Raw genomic sequence first — 19,872 nt, 5'->3', positions numbered from 1 at the left:
CCGGACCCCCTTTTTGGGATTTCATCATGGATCGGCTGAGGCAGCGGGCGGATTTCCTCGCCGTTGCCAATGGCGCGCGGGTGAATAGTCCCGCGTTCGTCCTGCAAAGTCGCCGCCGCGATGATTCCGGCCCTGTCAGGATCGGCTTCACCGTCACCAAAAAGAACGGCAACGCCCCCGAGCGCAATCGCATCCGGCGCCGGCTGCGCGAATTGGTGAAGCGGCTCGATCCGACATCGATGCAGCCCCACCACGATTATGTCCTGGTCGGACGAAGAGACGCGCTCTCGCGCGACTTCGCCACCATGCTCGACGATCTGCGCATAGCGTTCACGAAGCCCGCGCGGCATACGGCCAAGGCGCGCGGCCAGAGGCCGGGTCACGCCGCAGCGACCAGCCGCAAACCGGATTGATGACGAGACAAACGAGATGACCGACAATCGCAATACCATCCTCGCCGTCATTCTGTCCGGCCTGGTGCTGATCGCCTGGCAGTATTTCTACAACGTGCCGCAGATGGAGAAACAGCGCGCCCAGCAGCAGGCGCAGACCGAGCTCCAGAAGACGACGCCGCAGCCGACCGCCTCGGCGACGCCAGGCGGCGCGCCGGCGACGCCGGGCTCCGCGCCGCAGCCGGGCGGTACGGCCCAGCCGGCAACGCCGGCCGCGAGCCAGCCCCAAGCGGTCGTTCCGCGCGAGACCGCCATTGCAGCGAGCCCGCGCGTCAAGATCGAGACGCCGCGGATCGCCGGCAGCATCTCATTGAAGGGCGGCCGTATCGACGACATCGCGCTGGTGCAATATCGCGAGACGGTCGATCCGAAATCGCCGCCGATCGTCCTCTATTCGCCGTCGGGCACGGCGGAGCCCTATTACGCCGAGTTCGGCTGGGTTGCGGCGACGGGCGTGACGGCAAAGATGCCGGATGCCCAGACCGTCTGGCAGCAGGAGGGCAGCGGCAGCCTGACGCCGTCGACACCGGTGGTGCTGAAATGGGAGAACGGCGACGGCCTGACCTTCCGCCGCACCATCACCGTCGACGACCATTATCTCTTCACCATCAAGGACGAGGTGAGCAATGTCGGCAACGCCCCCGTCACGCTCTATCCGTTCGCGCTGATCTCGCGCCACGGCGCGCCGCATGTCTCCGGCTACTATATCCTGCATGAGGGCCTGATCGGCTATCTCGGCGAACACAGGCTGCAGGAATATGCCTACAGCAAGATCGACGAAGCCAAGCAGGTGAACTTTAAGGCCACCAATGGCTGGCTCGGCATCACCGACAAATACTGGGCCTCCGCGCTGCTGCCCGACACCAACGCCCAGCTCCAGGCACGTTTCTCGTCGAACCCGGTCGGCAAGGTCCATACCTACCAGACCGACTATCTGCTCGACCCCGTCACCGTCGCGATCGGCGGCACCGCGACGGCCAACGCGCGGCTGTTCGCAGGCGCCAAGGAAGCCGGCGTGGTCGGCATCAACTTCCCGCTCGCCGGCCTCGGCGGCTACAACAAGGCGCTCGGCCTCAACCAGTTCGACCTGCTGATCGACTGGGGCTGGTTTTACTTCCTCACCAAGCCGATGTTCCTCGGCCTCGACTTCTTCTACCGCTTCTTCGGCAATTTCGGCATCTCGATCCTGCTGGTGACGGTGATCGTGAAGCTGTTGTTCTTCCCGCTGGCGAACAAGTCCTACGCCTCGATGGCGAAGATGAAGTCGATCCAGCCGCAGCTGCAGGCGCTCAAGGAGCGCTATCCCGACGACAAGGTGAAGCAGCAGCAGGAGATGATGGAGATCTACCGCAAGGAGAAGATCAATCCGGTCGCCGGCTGTCTTCCCGTGCTGATCCAGATCCCGGTGTTCTTCTCGCTCTACAAGGTGCTGTTCGTCACCATCGAGATGCGGCACGCGCCGTTCTACGGCTGGATCAAGGACCTCTCGGCGCCGGACCCGACCAACCTGTTCAACCTGTTCGGGCTGATCCCGTTCGACCCGACCACGATTCCGGTGTTCGGCTATTACCTCGCGCTCGGCATCTGGCCGATCATCATGGGCATCACGATGTGGTTCCAGATGAAGCTGAATCCGACGCCGCCGGATCCGACGCAGCAGATCATCTTCAACTGGATGCCGCTGATCTTCACCTTCATGCTGGCGGGCTTCCCGGCAGGTCTCGTGATCTACTGGGCCTGGAACAACCTGCTCTCGGTGGTCCAGCAGAGCTACATCATGCGCCGCAACGGCGTGAAGGTGGAGTTATTCGACAATCTCAAGGCGACGTTCGCGAGGAAGGCGACGTAAGCGCCGTCATTGCGGGCGCAAATGCCTCCACACCGTCATGCCCGGGCTCGTCCCGGGCATCCACGTTTAGGAGGGTGCTGGACAGCCAGACGTGGATGGCCGGGACAAGCCCGGCCATGACGAGAGGATAGACCGCTCGCATGAACGACAAGACCGACGAGCGACTGATCGAGGCCGGGCGAAAATTGTTCGCCCGCGACTGGCAGTTCATCTGGGCCTCGCCTTCGATCCAAACGCTGCCGCCGATGGCGGGGCTGGAGATCGCCTTTGCCGGACGCTCCAATGTCGGCAAGTCGAGCCTGATCAACGCGCTCACCGGGCGCAACGCGCTGGCACGCACCTCGCATACGCCGGGCCGCACCCAGGAGCTGATCTTCTTCGAGGTCCCCGGCAAGAACGACCTGCGCCTCGTCGACATGCCCGGCTACGGCTATGCCAAGGCGCCGAAGAGCCAGGTCGCGTCCTGGACCGAGCTGATCCACAAATTCCTGCTGGGCCGCGCCAGCCTCGCCCGCGTCTACGTGCTGATCGACGCGCGGCATGGGATCAAGGACGTCGATCTCGAAGTGCTCAAGACGCTCGATCGCTCCGCCGTCAGCTACCAGATCGTGCTGACCAAGGCCGACCAGGTGAAGGCCGCCGAGCTGCAGGCGCGCATCGCCGAGACCGAGGCCGCACTCGCCAAGCATCCGGCCGCGTTCCCGACCGTGCTCGCGACCTCGTCACGCAGCTCGACCGGCATGGAGAGCTTGCGCGCCGCGATGGCGAAGCTCCTGGAAGAGCGGGCCGCGTGATGCTGGCGTACCGCCTGCTGATCGGGCTTGCCGGCTTGATGGGCGCCGCCGGCGTCGCGCTGGCCGCCGCCGCCGCCCATGGCGCGGACGCTAATCGTCTTGCCTCCGCCAGCACCATGCTGCTGTTTCATGCAACGGCCATACTCGCGACGATCGCCTTGCTCACGCGCGGCCTTCTGCACGGCGGAATTGGGCTCGTGGCGGCGTTCGGCTTCGCGATCGGTGCCGCGCTGTTCGCAGGCGACCTCACCTTGCGGCAATATGCCGGGCACACGTTGTTTCCGATGGCGGCGCCGACGGGCGGAACGGTGATGATTTTGGGCTGGCTGGCGGTGAGCGCGGCGGCGGTGGCGGCAAAAAGGTGATGCTCGTGTCCCGGACGCGGTGCGGCACGCAGTGACGCTCCGCCGAGCCGGGACCCAGAAGCGACATGGGCCCCGGCTCTGCAGCGCACCGCTGAAGAAGCGCTGCGCTGCGTCCGGGGCACGAAGACCACTTTGCGCTGTCCCCGCCAATCGGATAGAACGCGCAGCATTCGACCCGCCAGCGAGACCCGCGACATGACCGACATCTCTCCGCTCGACCAGGCCCGCATCCTGTCCGAAGCGCTGCCGCACATGCAGCAGTATGACGAGGAAACCATCGTCATCAAATATGGCGGCCATGCCATGGGCGACGAGGAGACCGCGAAGAACTTTGCCCGCGACATCGTGCTGCTCGAGCAGACCGCGATCAACCCGGTGGTGGTGCATGGCGGCGGGCCGCAGATCGCGACCATGCTCAAGCGCCTCGGCATCGTCTCGGAATTCGCAGCGGGCCTGCGCATCACCGATGCCGCGACCATCGAGATCGTCGAGATGGTGCTGGCCGGCTCGGTCAACAAGCAGATCGTCGGCTACATCAACGAGGCCGGCGGCAAGGCGGTGGGGCTATCCGGCAAGGACGGCAACATGGTGAAGGCGACCAAGACGACGCGCACCATCGTCGATCCGGACTCGCATATCGAGAAGGCGGTCGACCTCGGCTTCGTCGGCGACCCCGAGAAGGTCGACCTCACTTTGCTCAACCAGCTGATCGGCTACGAGCTGATCCCGGTGCTGGCCCCGCTCGCGACCTCCAAGGAGGGCCAGACGCTCAACATCAACGCCGACACCTTTGCCGGTGCCGTCGCAGGCGCGCTCAAGGCAAAACGCCTGCTGCTGCTCACCGACGTGCCCGGCGTGCTCGACAAGTCGAAGAAGCTGATCCCGCAATTGTCGGTGAAGGACGCGCGAAAACTGATCGCCGACGGCACCATCTCCGGCGGCATGATCCCGAAGGTCGAGACCTGCATCTACGCCCTGGAGCAGGGCGTCGAGGGCGTCGTCATCATCGACGGCAAGATGCAGCACGCGGTGCTGCTCGAGCTCTTCACCAACCAGGGCACGGGCACGCTGATCCACAAGTGATGCAGGAGCGGCGAAGAAAAGAGGGCGTCATGCCCGGGCTTGACCCGGGCATCCACGTTCTTTTTTTGCCGAAGCAAGGCGTGGATGGCCGGGTCAAGCCCGGCCATGACGAACCGACAGAGCGTCGCCCGCCCCGCTCCCCCCTCACCCGCTTCCTGATGACGCTGCCCGCGGCCGTCGTCTCCTTCTTCTTCTCCTCCGCGCCGGCGATCGCCGACCTCAAGATCTGCAACCGCATGTCCTATGTCGTCGAGGCCGCGATCGGCATCGACGACAAGGCCGCCACCGCGACGCGCGGCTGGTTCAGGATCGATCCCGCCGCCTGCCGCGTCGTGGTGCAGGGCACGCTGACCGCCGACCGCATCCTGCTCAACGCCCGCGCGCTCGGCGTCTACGGCGCGTCCCCGATCCCGCAAAGCGGCAACGACATGCTCTGCGTCGCGCAGGACAATTTCGTCATCGCGGCGGCGCGGCAGTGCCGCAGCGGCCAGACGCAGGTTCCCTTCACGCAGGTGACGCCGACGCAAGGTGCGGACGGCAACCTGGTCGCTTATCTCGCCGAGGATTCCGAATATGACGACGAGCAGGCGCGCCTCGCCGGCATCCAGCGGCTCCTGGTGATCGCAGGCTACGACGCCGCGCCGATCGACGGCGTCGACGGGCCGAAGACGCAGAGCGCGCTGGCCGCCTTCCTGAAGAGCCGCGGCTTGTCATCCGACATCGTGGGCTCGCAAAATTTCTTCAAGACCATGGTCGATGCAGTGCAGACGCCGTCGGCGACCGGCCTGACCTGGTGCAACGACACGCCGCACAAGGTGATGGCGGCGATCGCGACCGAGGACGGCAAGGCCGTGACGAGCCGCGGCTGGTATCGCATCGATCCCAAGACCTGCCTGCACCCCGACGTGACCGGCCAGCCGAAGCAGATCTTCAGCTTCGCGGAGGCTGTCGATGCCGACAACCGCGTCGTGAAATTGAAGGACAAGCCGCTGAACTGGGGCGGCGACAGGCAGCTCTGCACACGCGAGACCAAGTTCGAGACCAGCGAGCAGACCGATTGCGGCGCGCGCGGCTTTGCGCCGACCGGCTTCGGTGCCGTGGACATGTCGAGCGGCGGCAAGACGCTGCGCTTTGCCGTGCCGTGAACGAGAGACTTGTGATGAGCCCACCCCGCAGCTTCAGCCATGTCGATACCTGGGTGTTCGACCTCGACAACACGCTCTATCCGCATCACGTCAATCTGTGGCAGCAGGTCGATGCGCGGATCGGGGAGTTCGTCTGCAATTGGCTGAATGTCGGGCCGGAGGAAGCGCGGGCGATCCAGAAAGACTATTACCGGCGCTTCGGCACCACGATGCGCGGCATGATGACTCTGCATGGCGTTCGCGCCGACGACTATCTCGCCTATGTCCACAAGATCGACCACTCGCCGCTGGAGCCGAACCAAGCGCTCGGTACGGCCATCGCAAAGCTGCCGGGGCGAAAACTGATCCTGACCAACGGATCGGTCGACCATGTCGATGCCGTGCTGGCGCGGCTCGGCTTCGCCGGCCATTTCGACGGCGTGTTCGACATCATCGCCGCCGAGTTCGAGCCGAAACCGGCGGAGCAGACCTACCGCAAGTTCCTGAGGGATCATGCGGTCGATCCGACCCGCGCCGCCATGTTCGAGGATCTCGCCCGCAACCTCACCGTCCCCTACCGGCTCGGCATGACCACCGTGCTGGTGGTGCCCGACGGCACCAAAGAGGTGGTGCGCGAGGATTGGGAGCTGGAAGGCCGCGACGCCGCCCATGTCGACCACGTCACGGATGATCTGGCGGGGTTTCTGGCGGGGCTGTCACCACAATAACCGCTGTCGTCCCGGGGCGCGAAGCGAGCCCGGGACCCATAGCCACAGGAGTGATTGTGGCCCGAGATCGATAACTCCGAGTCCTCGCCAAACGAATTCCTGTGGTTATGGGTCCCGGGCTCGCGCTTCGCGCGCCCGGGACGACGGTGGAGTATGCCTTGACTCTGCCCCTTCAAATCCCGAAAAAGCGCTCCAATTCCCCGCGAAACCACGCGCTCCCCAGAGGAAATCACGATGTCCCTTGCAACCCTCGAATCCACCATCAACAGCGCCTTCGAGGCGCGTGACGGCATCTCGACCTCGACCAAGGGCGAGGTGCGCGAGGCCGTGGACCAGGCGCTGGAGACGCTCGACAAGGGCGAGGCCCGCGTCGCCGAGCGCGGCGCTGACGGCAAGTGGAAGGTCAATCAATGGCTGAAGAAGGCGGTGCTGCTGTCGTTCCGCCTCAACGACATGGACGTCATTGGCGGCGGCCCCGGCAAGGCAAGCTGGTGGGACAAGGTGCCCTCGAAGTTCGAAGGCTGGGGCCCGAACCGCTTTCGCGATGCCGGTTTTCGCGCGGTGCCGGGCGCGGTGGTGCGCCGCTCAGCCTTCATCGCCAAGAACGTCGTCTTGATGCCGTCCTTCGTCAATCTCGGCGCCTATGTCGATGAGAGCACGATGGTCGACACCTGGGCCACCGTCGGCTCCTGCGCCCAGATCGGCAAGCGCGTGCACATCTCCGGCGGCGCCGGCATCGGCGGCGTGCTCGAGCCGCTGCAGGCCGAGCCCGTCATCATCGAGGACGATTGCTTCATCGGCGCGCGCTCGGAGGTCGCCGAAGGCGTGATCGTGCGCAAGGGCGCGGTGCTGGCGATGGGTGTGTTCCTGGGTGCCTCGACCAAGATCGTCGACCGCGAGACCGGCGAGGTCTTCATGGGCGAAGTGCCCGAGTACTCCGTGGTGGTGCCCGGCGCATTGCCCGGCAAGCCGATGAAGAACGGCCAGATCGGCCCGAGCACCGCCTGCGCCGTCATCGTCAAGCGCGTCGACGAGCGCACGCGCTCCAAGACCAGCATCAACGAGCTGCTGCGGGATTGATGCAAGGCGAGTAGCGAATGGCCAGTGGCGAATAGGGCGCGCGCCCTACGCGATTGGCTATTCACCATCCGCTGCCAGGATCGAACCCACCCTCCCTCTATCGCGACCAATTTCCGGCGGTCCCGTTCCGCCCGGAGCCGTTCGCATGAACTGGACCTGGTACCTCTTCCGCTTCGACGGCCGCATTGGCCGCGCCGAGTTCTGGTACAGCCTGATCTTTGTCCTGTCCGGCATGATCCTGCTGCTCTTGCTCTGCCTGAGCGTCATGTCCGCGCTCGGCAGCGAGGTCAAATCCTTCAATCTGAATGCTGAGGACGTCTTCAAGATCGTCGATCCCGCGGCCTATCGATGGTCGCTGCTGGACGATTTGCCGCTGCTGCTGCTCAAGCTGGCCGCAACCGGATTGATGCTCTGGATCGATCTCGCGATCATGGTGAAGCGCCTGCATGACCGCAACAAGAGCGCATGGTGGCTACTTGCCTATTTCGTGCTGCCGGGCCTCTACAAGCAGTTCGAGGACCGCCTTCCGGACAGCTATTGGATGCTGCCGCTCGCGTTGGCGAGCGTCATCCTCCCCCTCGCCGCTTTCATCGAGACCGGCTTCCTGCGCGGCACCGTAGGGCCCAATCGGTTCGGTCCTGATCCGGCAGCCGAGGGCGATTCCACATCCGCCGCGCCTCCTGCGAAACGCTGGGACCAGAGCCGCGAGATCGAATTTGTCCCGCCCAGCGCTAGCCCACCCGGCGGCATGCATGTTAAGCGGGGCGCATGACCGATGCTCTCTCCATTGCCCGCGATCTGATCCGTTGCCCCTCAGTCACTCCGGCCGATGCCGGCGCGCTCGGGGTGCTCGAAAAAGCCCTGAACGAAGCCGGCTTCACCTGCCACCGCGTGACCTTCAGCGAGCCCGGCACGCCTGACGTCGACAATCTCTATGCGCGGATCGGCACTGAAGGCCCGCACATCACCTTTGCAGGCCACACCGACGTGGTGCCGCCGGGCGATGAGAGCGCCTGGAGCGTCGGCGCCTTCTCCGGAGAGGTGAAGGACGGCGTGCTGCACGGCCGCGGCGCGGTCGACATGAAGGGCGGCATCGCCTGCTCGGTCGCAGCGGTGCTGGAGCATCTGGCCGCCAACGGCGGCAAGCCGCGCGCGGATGGGACAGGCTCGATCTCGTTCCTGATCACCGGCGACGAGGAAGACGTCTCCATCAACGGCACCATCAAGCTGCTCAATTGGGCCGCCGAGCGCGGCGAAAAATTCGATCATTGCGTGCTCGGCGAGCCTTCCAACGTCGAGACGCTCGGCGACACCATCAAGGTCGGCCGGCGCGGCTCGCAATCCGGCACGCTCGTCGTCGACGGCGTGCAAGGCCATGTCGCCTATCCGCACCGCGCCTCCAATCCGGTGCCGGACATTTCGCGGCTGATCGTGGCGATCTCGGACGAGCCGCTCGACCATGGCAGCGCGCAATTCCAGGCCTCCAATCTCGAATTCGTCTCGGTGGATGTCGGCAACAAGGCCTTCAACGTCATTCCCGGCGAGGCCCGCGCGAAATTCAACATCCGCTACAACGACAACCACACCCAGGCGAGCTTGCGCGAATTGGTCGAGACGCGCCTCGCCAAGGCCTGCGGCAACCGCATCAAGGCGCGCATCGTCTGGGAGCCCTCGAACTCGAACGTGTTCGTGACCAAGCCGGGTCCGTTCACCGATCTCGCAGTGTCCGCAATCGAGGAGGTGACGGGCCGCAAACCCGAGCTGTCGACGTCAGGCGGCACGTCGGATGCGCGGTTCATTTCCAGCTATTGCCCCGTGATCGAGTTCGGCCTGGTCGGGCAGACCATGCACCAGGTCAACGAGCGCGTGCCGGTGGCGGATCTGGAAAAGCTGACGAAGGTGTATCGCGGGATTTTGGCAAGGTATTTTGCTTGAGGCACTGTTGCCTCCATAAACACAAGTGTCATCGCCCGGCTTGACCGGGCGATCCAGTATTCCAGAGACGGCAGTGATTGAGTCGAGAGGCCGCGGCGTACTGGATGCCCCGCCTTCGCGGGGCATGGTGGCGAGAGCCCAAACCACCGACGCGCGCGATCAATAATCCACCTTCATCAGATACAGTCCCTCCGGCGGCGCGACGATGCCGCAGGCGGCGCGGTTGCGGGCTGCGAGTGCGGCGGAGAGATCGTCGGCGGTCCAGCGCCCTTCGCCGACCCAGACCAGCGATCCCACCATCGAGCGCACCTGGCTGTGCAGGAACGAGCGTGCCGAGGTGATGATCGTGATCTCGCGGCCATCGCGCAGCACGTCGAGCTGGTCGAGCGTCTTCTCCGGCGATTTGGCCTGGCACTCGGTGTCGCGGAAGGTGGTGAAATCGTGCTTGCCGAGCAGGCGCTGCGCCGCCGCATGCATCGCGCCAGTATCGAGCTTGCGCGGCACGCGCCAGGCGTGGCCGACATCGAGCGCGAGATTGGCGCGGGTGTTGACGATGCGATAGCGGTAGTGGCGCTTGACCGCCGAGAAGCGTGCTTCGAAGGTGTCAGGCACGATCTCGGCCTCGAGCACCGCGATCGGATGCGGACGCAGATGCGCGTTGAGACCGTCGCGAAAACGGCCCGGCGGAAACTGCTTGTCGACGTCGACATGGGCGACCTGACCGCGCGCATGCACGCCGGCATCGGTGCGGCCGGCGCCGTGCACGCGCAAATCCGCTCCGGTCATCGCCTTAACGGCCGCCTCGAGCGCGCCCTGCACCGACGGCAGCGTGTCCTGCACCTGCCAGCCGAAGAACGGCGCGCCGTCATATTCGATGGTGAGCTTGTAGCGGGGCATCGTGTCCAGTTTCGCCGTCATTGCCCGCGAAGGCGGGCAATCCAGTACTCCGTAGCCTATCCGATTGACCGAGAAGCCTCGGCGTACTGGATACCCCGCCTTCGCGGGGTATGACAGTGTCAGGTGAATTTGGATCCCGACCTCAACGGCACGCCGCGCAGGAAGTCTGCGGCCTGCATGCGGGCCTTGCCCTCGCGCTGCAGCTCGATGATGCGGATGGCGCCGTCGCCGCAGGCGACGGTGAGGCGATCGTCGAGCACCTCGCCAGGGGCGCCGGCGCCTTTCGCCAATTCGCAGCGCAGGATTTTTACGCGCGCATTCTCGAGCTCGGCCCAGGCGCCGGGGAACGGCGACAAACCGTGGATGTGGCGCAGCACCGCGCGCGCGGGCTTGCTCCAGTCGATCCGCGCCTCGGCCTTCTCGATCTTGGCGGCGTAAGTGACGCCGTCCTCGCTCTGTGCCTTGAGCTGGAGGCCACCGCGTTCGAGCGCGGCCATGGCGCGCACCATCAGGTCGGCACCGAGGCGCGAGAGGCGATCGTGCAGGTCGAGCGCGGTCATGCTGTCGGTGATCGCGATGCGCTCGGCCATGGCGACGTCGCCGGTGTCGAGACCGACATCCATCTTCATCACCATCACGCCGCTCTCGGCATCGCCGGCCATGATGGCGCGGTTGATCGGCGCGGCGCCGCGCCAGCGCGGCAGCAGCGAAGCGTGCAGATTGTAGCAGCCGAGCTTTGGCGCATCGAGGATCGCCTGCGGCAGGATCATGCCATAGGCGACGACGACGGCGGCATCGGCCTCGAACGCGCGGAACTCCGCCAGCGCCTCCTCGGTCTTCAGCGTCTTCGGCGTCAGCACGGGAATGCCGAGCTTTCGCGCGGCTTCCTCGACCGGCGTCGGCTGCAATTGCAGGCCCCGCCGGCCGCCCGGCTTCGGCGCGCGGGTGTAGACCGCCGCGATGTCATGACCATGCGCGACCAGCTCGAGCAGCGTCGGCACGGAGAAATCGGGCGTGCCCATGAAGATGAGGCGGAGGGGCATCGACGGAGACCCCTACTCCGCCGCGCGCTTGGCGGCTTTCTCGAACTTCTTCATGACGCGGTCGCGCTTGAGCTTCGATAGATAGTCGACGAACAAGACGCCGTTGAGATGGTCGATCTCGTGCTGGATGCAGGTGGCGTAGAGGCCTTCGGCATCCTCCTCATGCACCTTGCCGTCGAGATCGGTGAAGCGCACGCGCACCTTCGCGGGCCGCTCGACCTCCTCGTAATATTCGGGGATCGAGAGGCAGCCTTCCTCGTACACCGACAGCTCCTCGGACGAGGCGATGATCTCGGGGTTGATGAAGACCCGCGGCAGCGGCTTGGTCTCGCCGTTCTCGTCGCGCTTGGCGAGGTCCATGGTGATGAGACGCAAGGGCTGCGCGACCTGGATCGCCGCCAGGCCAATGCCGGGCGCGTCGTACATGGTCTCGAACATGTCGTCGGCAAGCTTGCGGATCTCGGCCGTGACCTTCTCGATCGGCTTGGAGACCAGACGCAGCTGCTTGTCGGGCAGGATAATGATTTCTCTGAGGGCCATGGCCGCGATTTAAGCCGCGCGCCGGATGCGGTCAATGCGGCCAGGAACCCGTTAACCCCTCGCTAACCATAAAACTTCGCCTTTCGTTAACCATAAAAATTAGGGGGTGGTTAACCCCGATCGTTCCCTCTTCGTTCGCGAATATCGGCGAATCGCGTTAGAAGGGCCCATGAACGAGATCATTTTCATGCTGGGCGACTGGCCGGTGCGCACAATCGATGCGCTGATCGGCTTCGGCGCCCTCGTCCTCATCCTGCTGCTGGTCATCGCGGTGGTGATCGCGCGCTCGGGGCGGCGTGGCGCGGAACTCGCCATGGCGCATGCGATCCGGGCCGACGAGCTCGAGGAGCGCCTCAGCCAGGTGCTGCACGCCCAGAGCGAGGCCTCGGGGCGGGTCGACGCCATGACCCAGGCGCTGGCGGGACGTCAGGCCGAGATGGCGCGGGCGGTCAACGAGCGGCTGGATTCGGTGACGCATCGCGTCGGCCAGTCCATGGAAAATTCGACCCGCAACACCATGGAGAGCCTGCGCGCGCTGCATGAACGGCTCGGCATCATCGACAACGCGCACAAGAATCTCACTGATCTCACGACACAGGTGACGACGTTGCGCGACGTGCTCGCCAACAAGCAGTCGCGCGGCGCGTTCGGCCAGGCGCGGATGGAGGCGATTGTCCAGGACGGTCTCCCCAAGGGATCCTACGAGTTCCAGTTCACGCTCTCGACCGGCAAGCGGCCGGACTGCGTCGTGTTCCTGCCCGACCAGCGCCCGCTCTGCATCGATGCAAAATTCCCGCTGGAGGCGATGACGGCGCTGCACGACGCCCGCACCGACGAGGAGCGGCGCGTGGCCACGCAGCGGCTGCGCAGCGACGTCATGAAGCATGTCAGCGACATCGCCGAAAAATATCTCGTCACCGGCGAGACCCAGGAGATGGCGCTGATGTTCGTGCCGTCGGAATCGGTCTACGCCGAGATCCACGACGGCTTCGACGACGTGATCCAGAAGGCCTATCGCGCCCGCGTCGTGCTGGTGTCGCCGTCGCTGCTGATGCTCGCGATCCAGGTGATGCAGCAGATCATGAAGGACGCGCGCATGCGCGATGCCGCCGACCAGATCCGCACCGAGGTGATCAAGCTCGGCGACGATCTCGGCCGCCTGCGCGACCGCGTCCTCAAGCTGCAGAAGCATTTTGCCGACGTGAACGAGGACGTGCGCCAGGTGCTGATCTCCGCCGACAAGATCGAGAAGCGCGCAGGGCGAATCGAGGAGCTCGATTTCAGCAAGAGCGATGCGGGGGAGGGACCGCGGCTGGTGGCGACGGGGGCGGGCGAGTTGTTCCCGCGGAAGCTCCAGGCGGGGGAGTGAGATTGGGGCACACTGTCATGCCCCGCGAAGGCGGGGCATCCAGTACGCCGCGGCGGTTGTGATGGAACCGAGACGCTGGTGGTTACTGGATCGTCCGCCCCAGTGCGCAATTGCGCACAAGGCGGACGATGACGGTGGTGAGATAGTCACATGGGTGCACGCCATTACTACGTCTACATTCTCGCCAGCCGAATTGGCGGCACGCTCTATATCGGCGTGACGAACGATCTCATCCGCCGAGTGGCGCAGCACAAGTTGAAGCCCATCGAAAGCTTCACGGAGAAGTACGACGTCGCCCGACTTGTCTACTTCGAGCAGTTTGACGATCCCGAGAATGCGATCAAGCGGGAGAAGCGGCTGAAGAAGTGGAACAGGGCGTGGAAGGTTCGGTTGATCGAGCAGCATAACCCAAACTGGGATGATCTCTATCCTGGTATAGCCGGACCACCATAGCGCCGTCATACCCCGCGAAGACGGGGTCTCCAGTCCGCCGCAGCAGTTGTGATTGAACCGAGCCGCTGGTGATTACTGGATCGTCCGCCTTCGCGGACGATGACACCGAGCGTGTTGAAAGCTCTCCCGTCTGACCAGCTACCGCGAGAGTCTTTTCCCCCAGAATCTGCTAACACCTCCCCATGACCGCACCCGACGCGACCTCCTCCGCCGTGACCGCCGCCCCTGCGCCCTCCTGGCGCGAGAGCCTTGCCGTTTACCTGCAGCCGCGGGTGCTGATCGTGCTGTTTCTCGGCTTCTCCTCGGGGCTGCCGCTGGCGCTATCAGGGTCGACGCTGCTGGTGTGGATGCGGGAGGCTGGGGTCGATCTCAAGACCATCGGGCTGTTCGCGCTGGTCGGCACGCCCTATACGCTGAAGTTCCTGTGGGCGCCGCTGGTGGATGCGATGCATGTGCCGCTGTTCACCCGCGCCTTCGGCCGGCGGCGCGGCTGGCTGGTGTTCTCGCAGTTGCTCTTGATCATCGCAATCCTGCTGCTGGCGATGACCGACCCCGCACGCTCGCCGTTCTATGTCGCGCTCGGCGCGCTGCTGGTCGCAACCATGTCCTCGACCCAGGACATCGTGGTCGACGCGTTCCGGGTCGAGAGCCTGCCGGAGAGCGAGCAGGCCGCGGGCATGGCCGCTTACGTCGCGGCCTACCGCATCGGCATGCTGGTCTCGACGGCGGGCGCGCTGTTCATCGTCTCGGGCTTCGAGGGCACCGGCATTCCGCGCCAATCAGCCTGGATGTGGGGCTATGTGGTGATGGCGGCGATGGTGCTCATCGGGACGATCACGGCGCTGCTCGCGACCGAGCCCGAGCAATCGGCGCGGGCCGAGGCCGCGACACAGGCCGATACGGCTTTCGCGCGGGTTCTGCATGCGGCCATCGGCGCCTTCTCGGAGTTCCTGTCGCGCAAGGATGCGCTCGCTGCACTCGCCTTCGTGGTGCTGTTCAAGTTCACCGACGCCTTCTCCGGCACGATGACGGCGCCGTTCGTGATCGACCTCGGCTTCACCCGCAACGACTATGCGGCGATCGTGAAGGGCGTCGGCCTCGCGGCGACGCTGATCGGCGGCTTTGCCGGCGGATTTGTCGCGCGGCGCTATCCGCTGGCGACGAGTCTGTGGATCGGCGGCGTGGTGCAGGCGCTCGCCAACCTCTCCTTCTCCTGGCTGGCCATCGTCGGCACCAACCAATGGGCGCTGGCGCTCGCCATCTGCGCCGAGAATTTCACCAGCGCCATCGGCACCGTGATCTTCGTCGCCTACCTCTCTGCGCTGTGCCAGAACCCGCTGCACACGGCGACCCAATATGCGCTGCTCACCGCGCTCGCGGCGGTGGGGCGGACCTATCTCTCATCAGGTGCAGGCTTCGTGGCGGATACCACGGGCTGGGCGATGTTCTTCGTGATCTGCGTGCTGGTGGCCATCCCGAGCCTGATGCTGCTGGCGTATTTGCAGAAGCGCGGGCATTTCGAGGCGCTGGGGCCGGTGAGGGTTTAAGCTGACGCTCTCACCACCGTCATTGCGAGCGAAGCGAAGCAATCCAGACTGCCCCTGCGGAAACGGTATGGATTGCTTCGTCGCAAGGGCTCCTCGCAATGCCGACCGAGGGAGTGGAGCGCCCCTACTGCTTCTTGATCAAGCTCCACTTCGTGATCACGGCTTCGCTCATCTGGCCGGGATCGCTGGCGCAGGCGACCTCGTCCACCTTCACGGAGATCTCCTTGCCGACGAAGGATTTCAGCTGCGCGGCCTGCGCGTCGCTGGAGGTGACGAGCTGGAACGTCTCGGGGCCGGTTTCGAGATTGCACAGCCCGTTCGGCGGCGGCAGGCGGCGCGGTTCCGACGTGATCTGGTAGGTCGCGACGCGCTTGCCGTTCTTGACGTCGCGCACCTTCATCGCGTTGAGCTCGCCCGAGAGCACGTCGCCATTGTTGATCGGCTTGCCGGGCTTGGACGGCGGCGGCGCCTCGTCGCGTTGCTGCGCGGAGATGGCCGGGGTCACCAGCATCAGCATCGTCGCGACCAAAGCGAAGCGTGTGGCGAAAAGTTTCGTCATGTCGTCCGTTCCGTGGAAAGTCTGGATGGCTAGAACAGGGTGCGCTGCCGCATCGCAGCCGATAGCGTACCTTCGTCGAGATAATCAAGCTCGCCGCCGACGGGAACCCCGTGGGCGAGCCGCGTCACCTTCACATTGGCGTCCTGAAGCAGGTCGGTGATGTAATGCGCCGTGGTCTGGCCGTCCACCGTCGCATTCAGCGCCAGGATGATTTCATGCACCTCGGCTGCGTGGGCACGCGCCACCAGTGCGTCGATGGTGAGGTCCTGCGGGCCGACGCCGTCGAGCGGCGACAATGTCGCGCCGAGCACATGATAGCGACCCTGGGTCGCATTGGCCCGCTCCAGCGCCCAGAGGTCGGCGACGTCGGCGACAACGACGATGATGGAGGGGTCGCGCTTCGGATCGGTACAGACCGTGCAGGGATTTTGCGTGTCGATGTTGCCGCAGGTCTTGCAGACCTGGACCTTGTCCAGCGCCACCTGCAAGGCGCTCGACAGCGGCATCATCAGCGCTTCGCGCTTCTTGATCAGATGCAGCGCCGCGCGCCGCGCCGAGCGCGGACCGAGGCCCGGCAGCCGCGCGAGCAGCTGGACCAGCCGCTCGATCTCAGGACCTGCAACAGCGCCCATCTTATTGGCCGAACAGCCCCGGCGGCAGGCCGAGCCCGCCGGTGAGGGCCTGCATCTTCTCCTGCATGGCGGTCTCGGCCTTGCGGCGCGCATCACTGAGGGCGGTGACGAGCAGGTCTTCCAGCACCTCGCGCTCTTCGGCCTTCATCAGCGAAGGATCGATCCTGACGCCCTTGACGTCCATCTTCGCCGTCATGCGCACGGCGACGAGGCCGCCGCCGGAGATGCCCTCGACCTCGACGTTGGCGAGCTCGTCCTGCATCGCCTGCATCTTGGATTGCAGCTGCGCCGCCTGCTTCATCATGCCGAGAAAATCAGCCATGGGTGCGTGTCCTTGAAAACAAAGAATTGGCGCTAGAGATCGTCGTCGCCGTCGGAACCGTCAGGCGGATCGTCGCTGCCATAGTCGGCATTAATATTGGTCTCCGGCGCCTCGGGGGCAAGCCTGCGGACCTCGACGACCTTGGCGCCGGGGAAACGCGACAGCACCTCCTGCACGCGCGGATCAGCTTCCGCGGTACGGGCATGCTCCTGCTTGGCCGCCTGGTTCACCGAGCGCAGCGTCGGCTGTCCCTGCTCGTTCGAGACGATCACGGTCCAGCGGCGGCCGGTCCACAGCTCGAACTTCTTCGCAAGCTCCGAGATCATGGTCTTGGAGGCGTTGGGCTCGAGCGCGACCTCGAGCCGGCCCTCCTCGAAACGCACGAGACGCATGTCGCCTTCGAGCGCGCCCTTGGTCATGAGGTCGCGCTTCTGCCCGGCGAGCGCAACCAGCTGGGTGAAGCTCGTGATCCGCAGCTGGGGTGCCGCCCCTTGCGGATCCGGCGCGGGCGCCGCCATCTGAGGTCGGGCGCCACCGCCAAACGCAGTCGGAGACGATGTCGGCATCCGCACAGGTGCTGGCGAAATCGGCGCAGCGGAGGCAACCGGCGCGGCGGGGGCGCCGCTGCGCGCGCTACTTCCACCGCTCACGACCGGCGAGCCGCCGCCGTTCTGCTCGAGCATCTTGATCGCTTCGTCGGGCGTCGGCAGGTCGGCGACATAGGCGATGCGCACCAGAACCATTTCCGCCGCGGCCGCGGGGCGCGTTGCGGCCTGCACCTCGGTGATGCCCTTGAGCAGCATCTGCCACATCCGCGACAGCACGCGCATCGAGATCTTCGAGGCGAACTCCTTGGCGCGCACGCGCTCGGTCTCGCCATAGGCGACGTTGTCGGCAGTCGCCGGAATGACCTTCACACGGGTGACGAAATTGACGAACTCTGCGAGGTCCGAGAGCACGACGATCGGGTCGGCGCCGACACCGTACTGGTCACGGAACTCCTTGAAGGCGGCCGCGATGTCGCCGCGCGCCAGCGACTCGAAGAGGTCGATGACGCGGGTGCGGTCGGCGAGGCCCAGCATCTGCCTGACCGCATCGGCCTTCACCTGCCCCGCCGCATGCGCGATCGCCTGGTCGAGCAGCGACAGCGAATCGCGCACGGAGCCTTCCGCGGCCCGCGCGATGATGCCGAGCGCCTCCGGCTCGATCTCGACGTTCTCCTTGGCCGCAATACTGGCGAGGTGCTTCATCAGCACGTCGGCCTCGACGCGGCGCAGGTCGAAGCGCTGGCAGCGCGACAGCACCGTGACCGGAACCTTGCGGATCTCGGTGGTCGCGAACACGAACTTGGCGTGCTCCGGCGGCTCCTCCAGCGTCTTCAGGAAGGCGTTGAACGCCGCCGTCGACAGCATGTGGACTTCGTCGATGATGTAGACCTTGTAGCGGGCGCTGGCGGGGGCATAGCGGACGCTGTCATTGATCTGGCGGACATCGTCGACGCCGGTATGGGAGGCGGCGTCCATCTCCAGCACGTCCATGTGCCGGCTTTCCATGATCGCCTGGCAATGCACGCCCAGCGTCGGCATGTGGATGGTCGGCCCCTTCACCGATCCGTCCGGCATCTCATAGTTGAGGGCACGGGCGAGGATTCGCGCAGTGGTGGTCTTGCCGACGCCGCGGACGCCGGTGAGGATCCAGGCCTGCGGGATGCGCCCGGTCTCGAACGCGTTGGAGACGGTGCGGACCACGGCCTCCTGCCCGATCAGGTCGTCAAATGAGGAGGGGCGGTATTTGCGCGCCAGCACCCGGTAGGGCGCGTTGCCGGCCTGACCGGCGCTGTCGGGTTCGGGAGGGGCGCCAGCGTCGGTCATCGGTCGATCCGCAATGAAATGTCTCTTGGCCGGCTTTTGCGGAAAGGAGCGCGCTGGCGGCTGGTGCCGCCGGCGCTGGTTCGCTCGGAAAAACAGGTAGGAGACTGACGAGCGACCCGATCCGGACCTCGTTAGGGCTGCTTCCTTCCGGACCTGACCCGGTTGGCGAGTGGCTCGTCCACCGCCAATCTCCCGGTCCCTATTTGGGGCCAAAGGGAGCGGAAAGCAAGCGGGTATCGGCTCTTGCCGCTTGATCCTGCCCAGCATCCGGGCAAATTTCGGCCTGCCCAGCCGATAGGCTGTGCTTTCGCTGCCGGGACCACCTTGCTAAGAACGCTGCCGGAACTCCACCCAACCAGAAAAGCGATTGATCCCAATGGTTACACGTCGTGATGTTGCATCGATTGTCGGACTTGGCGCCGTGGCCGCGGCCGCGCTGGCTGCGCCGGCGGTAGCCCAGACCGCCGATCCGAACGAATCGACCTTCGCCCGCATCCGCCGGACCAAGAAGATGCGGATCGGCGCCGTCGGCGGCGGCGCGCCCTATTACATGAAGGATCTGTCCAGCGGCCAATGGAAGGGCTTCTACATCGACATCGCCAAGGGCCTCGCGGACGACATGGAGGCCGAGCTCGAGATCACCGAGACCACCTGGGGCAATTCGGTGCTCGACCTGCAGGCCAACAAGATCGACATCTTCTTCGGCCTCAACCCGACCCCAAAGCGCGCGCTGGTGATCGACTTCTCGGTGCCGGTCTTCAACAACGCCTTCGCCATCCTCTGCAAGAAGGATTTCAAGCCGAAGAGCTGGGCCGAATTGAACTCGCCCGACATCAAGATCGCGGTCGACCAGGGCTCCTCGCATGACCAGGTCGTCAGCCGCCTGACGCCGAAGGCGCAGATCACGCGGCTGAAGACCGCCGACGATGCCACCGCCGCGCTGCAGACCGGCCGCGTCGACGCGCAGTGCCTGATCACCATGCTGTCGCTGACCGTGCTGAAGAAGAACCCCGCGCTCGGCCAGCTCGTGCTGCCGACGCCGATCTTCGCCACCACCTCGAATGCCGGCTTCCGCCGCGAGGCCGACAAAACATGGCGCGACTACGTCAACACCTGGATAGACTTCAACAAGGGCCTCGGCTTCATCCGCAACGCCATCATCACCAATATGGAGCTGGTGGGCGTGACGGAAGCGGACATTCCGCCGGGCGTGTCGCTGTAAGAGTAAT

General features: G+C 65.2%; 21 protein-coding genes and 1 other RNA gene. 14 read left to right on the top strand and 8 right to left on the bottom strand.

Translation table 11 applies throughout. The features are described 5' to 3' along the window. The first annotated feature begins 26 nt into the window (after positions 1–26). From rnpA to dapE, 10 genes are all read left to right on the top strand, one after another. Complete coding sequence (gene rnpA, locus ACNJYA_RS04095; RefSeq protein ID WP_172786717.1) at positions 27–413, top strand: ribonuclease P protein component; 387 nt, start codon at positions 27–29, stop codon at positions 411–413. A 16-nt stretch (positions 414–429) separates the two neighbouring features. Then, positions 430–2,301: a membrane protein insertase YidC gene (gene yidC, locus ACNJYA_RS04090; RefSeq protein ID WP_172786716.1), complete on the top strand. Its 1,872-nt coding sequence runs from the start codon at positions 430–432 to the stop codon at positions 2,299–2,301. Positions 2,302–2,441: 140 nt separating this feature from the next. Continuing rightward, positions 2,442–3,095, top strand: coding sequence for a ribosome biogenesis GTP-binding protein YihA/YsxC (gene yihA, locus ACNJYA_RS04085; RefSeq protein ID WP_212259587.1), 654 nt, complete (start codon positions 2,442–2,444; stop codon positions 3,093–3,095). Continuing rightward, positions 3,095–3,460, top strand: coding sequence for a DUF423 domain-containing protein (locus ACNJYA_RS04080; RefSeq protein ID WP_212259588.1), 366 nt, complete (start codon positions 3,095–3,097; stop codon positions 3,458–3,460). Before yihA ends, ACNJYA_RS04080 begins: the two co-directional genes overlap by 1 nt. A 195-nt stretch (positions 3,461–3,655) precedes the next feature. Next, entirely contained in the window at positions 3,656–4,543 is an 888-nt protein-coding gene (gene argB, locus ACNJYA_RS04075) for an acetylglutamate kinase (RefSeq protein ID WP_130363552.1), read from the top strand. A 29-nt stretch (positions 4,544–4,572) separates the two neighbouring features. Further along, a complete protein-coding gene (locus ACNJYA_RS04070) occupies positions 4,573–5,688 on the top strand; it encodes a DUF1036 domain-containing protein (RefSeq protein ID WP_433996084.1) in 1,116 nt (371 codons plus the stop codon). Between the two features lie 14 nt (positions 5,689–5,702). Then, positions 5,703–6,395 carry a pyrimidine 5'-nucleotidase gene (locus tag ACNJYA_RS04065; protein WP_439365481.1) on the top strand — a complete coding sequence of 231 codons (693 nt, stop codon included), beginning with the start codon at positions 5,703–5,705 and terminating at the stop codon, positions 6,393–6,395. A 234-nt stretch (positions 6,396–6,629) separates the two neighbouring features. Continuing rightward, positions 6,630–7,475, top strand: coding sequence for a 2,3,4,5-tetrahydropyridine-2,6-dicarboxylate N-succinyltransferase (gene dapD, locus ACNJYA_RS04060; protein WP_439402083.1), 846 nt, complete (start codon positions 6,630–6,632; stop codon positions 7,473–7,475). A 145-nt stretch (positions 7,476–7,620) separates the two neighbouring features. Next, positions 7,621–8,247 carry a DUF805 domain-containing protein gene (locus ACNJYA_RS04055; protein ID WP_439402082.1) on the top strand — a complete coding sequence of 209 codons (627 nt, stop codon included), beginning with the start codon at positions 7,621–7,623 and terminating at the stop codon, positions 8,245–8,247. Then, the gene (gene dapE / locus ACNJYA_RS04050; protein WP_439402081.1) at positions 8,244–9,410 is read left to right on the top strand and encodes a succinyl-diaminopimelate desuccinylase; all 1,167 of its coding nucleotides are present in this window, start codon (positions 8,244–8,246) and stop codon (positions 9,408–9,410) included. Before ACNJYA_RS04055 ends, dapE begins: the two co-directional genes overlap by 4 nt. A gap of 159 nt (positions 9,411–9,569) precedes the next feature. Here the strand turns inward: dapE and truA are convergent, their stop codons facing one another. The 3 genes from truA to def form a co-directional block, all read right to left on the bottom strand. Then, positions 9,570–10,307, bottom strand: coding sequence for a tRNA pseudouridine(38-40) synthase TruA (gene truA / locus ACNJYA_RS04045; protein ID WP_439402080.1), 738 nt, complete (start codon positions 10,305–10,307; stop codon positions 9,570–9,572). Between the two features lie 119 nt (positions 10,308–10,426). Continuing rightward, positions 10,427–11,350 carry a methionyl-tRNA formyltransferase gene (gene fmt / locus ACNJYA_RS04040; RefSeq protein WP_439402079.1) on the bottom strand — a complete coding sequence of 308 codons (924 nt, stop codon included), beginning with the start codon at positions 11,348–11,350 and terminating at the stop codon, positions 10,427–10,429. Positions 11,351–11,362: 12 nt separating this feature from the next. Beyond that, positions 11,363–11,890 (bottom strand): peptide deformylase, encoded by a 528-nt coding sequence (gene def, locus ACNJYA_RS04035; protein ID WP_036041776.1) that lies wholly within the window; start codon positions 11,888–11,890, stop codon positions 11,363–11,365. A gap of 169 nt (positions 11,891–12,059) precedes the next feature. On the opposite strand from def, the gene ACNJYA_RS04030 reads away from it, so the two are divergent. The 3 genes from ACNJYA_RS04030 to ACNJYA_RS04020 all read left to right on the top strand — a co-directional run bounded on the left by ACNJYA_RS04030 (position 12,060) and on the right by ACNJYA_RS04020 (position 15,259). Continuing rightward, positions 12,060–13,259, top strand: a complete 1,200-nt coding sequence (locus tag ACNJYA_RS04030; protein WP_439402078.1) for a DNA recombination protein RmuC — start codon at positions 12,060–12,062, stop codon at positions 13,257–13,259. 150 nt (positions 13,260–13,409) lie between these two features. Continuing rightward, positions 13,410–13,712 (top strand): GIY-YIG nuclease family protein, encoded by a 303-nt coding sequence (locus ACNJYA_RS04025; protein WP_172786706.1) that lies wholly within the window; start codon positions 13,410–13,412, stop codon positions 13,710–13,712. 182 nt (positions 13,713–13,894) lie between these two features. Further along, positions 13,895–15,259 carry an AmpG family muropeptide MFS transporter gene (locus tag ACNJYA_RS04020; RefSeq protein ID WP_172786705.1) on the top strand — a complete coding sequence of 455 codons (1,365 nt, stop codon included), beginning with the start codon at positions 13,895–13,897 and terminating at the stop codon, positions 15,257–15,259. A gap of 124 nt (positions 15,260–15,383) precedes the next feature. Here the strand turns inward: ACNJYA_RS04020 and ACNJYA_RS04015 are convergent, their stop codons facing one another. The 5 genes from ACNJYA_RS04015 to ffs all read right to left on the bottom strand — a co-directional run bounded on the left by ACNJYA_RS04015 (position 15,384) and on the right by ffs (position 18,836). Beyond that, complete coding sequence (locus ACNJYA_RS04015) at positions 15,384–15,818, bottom strand: hypothetical protein (RefSeq protein WP_172786704.1); 435 nt, start codon at positions 15,816–15,818, stop codon at positions 15,384–15,386. A 29-nt stretch (positions 15,819–15,847) separates the two neighbouring features. After that, complete coding sequence (gene recR, locus ACNJYA_RS04010; protein WP_025032504.1) at positions 15,848–16,450, bottom strand: recombination mediator RecR; 603 nt, start codon at positions 16,448–16,450, stop codon at positions 15,848–15,850. A gap of 1 nt (position 16,451) precedes the next feature. After that, positions 16,452–16,772: a YbaB/EbfC family nucleoid-associated protein gene (locus ACNJYA_RS04005; protein ID WP_172786703.1), complete on the bottom strand. Its 321-nt coding sequence runs from the start codon at positions 16,770–16,772 to the stop codon at positions 16,452–16,454. 32 nt (positions 16,773–16,804) lie between these two features. Then, positions 16,805–18,643 (bottom strand): DNA polymerase III subunit gamma/tau, encoded by a 1,839-nt coding sequence (locus tag ACNJYA_RS04000; protein ID WP_439402077.1) that lies wholly within the window; start codon positions 18,641–18,643, stop codon positions 16,805–16,807. 96 nt (positions 18,644–18,739) lie between these two features. Then, an RNA gene (gene ffs / locus ACNJYA_RS03995) (signal recognition particle sRNA small type) lies at positions 18,740–18,836 on the bottom strand. A 183-nt stretch (positions 18,837–19,019) separates the two neighbouring features. Between ffs and ACNJYA_RS03990 the strand changes: the two genes are divergently transcribed. After that, positions 19,020–19,865 carry a transporter substrate-binding domain-containing protein gene (locus ACNJYA_RS03990; protein WP_212259598.1) on the top strand — a complete coding sequence of 282 codons (846 nt, stop codon included), beginning with the start codon at positions 19,020–19,022 and terminating at the stop codon, positions 19,863–19,865. The last annotated feature ends 7 nt before the right edge of the window (positions 19,866–19,872 follow it).

This window comes from Bradyrhizobium sp. BLXBL-01 (genome assembly GCF_051853025.1).
Taxonomy (GTDB): Bacteria; Pseudomonadota; Alphaproteobacteria; order Rhizobiales; family Xanthobacteraceae; genus Bradyrhizobium.
The sequence above is the reverse complement of the archived record's forward strand: the minus strand, read 5'-3'. Positions and strand labels throughout refer to the sequence as shown.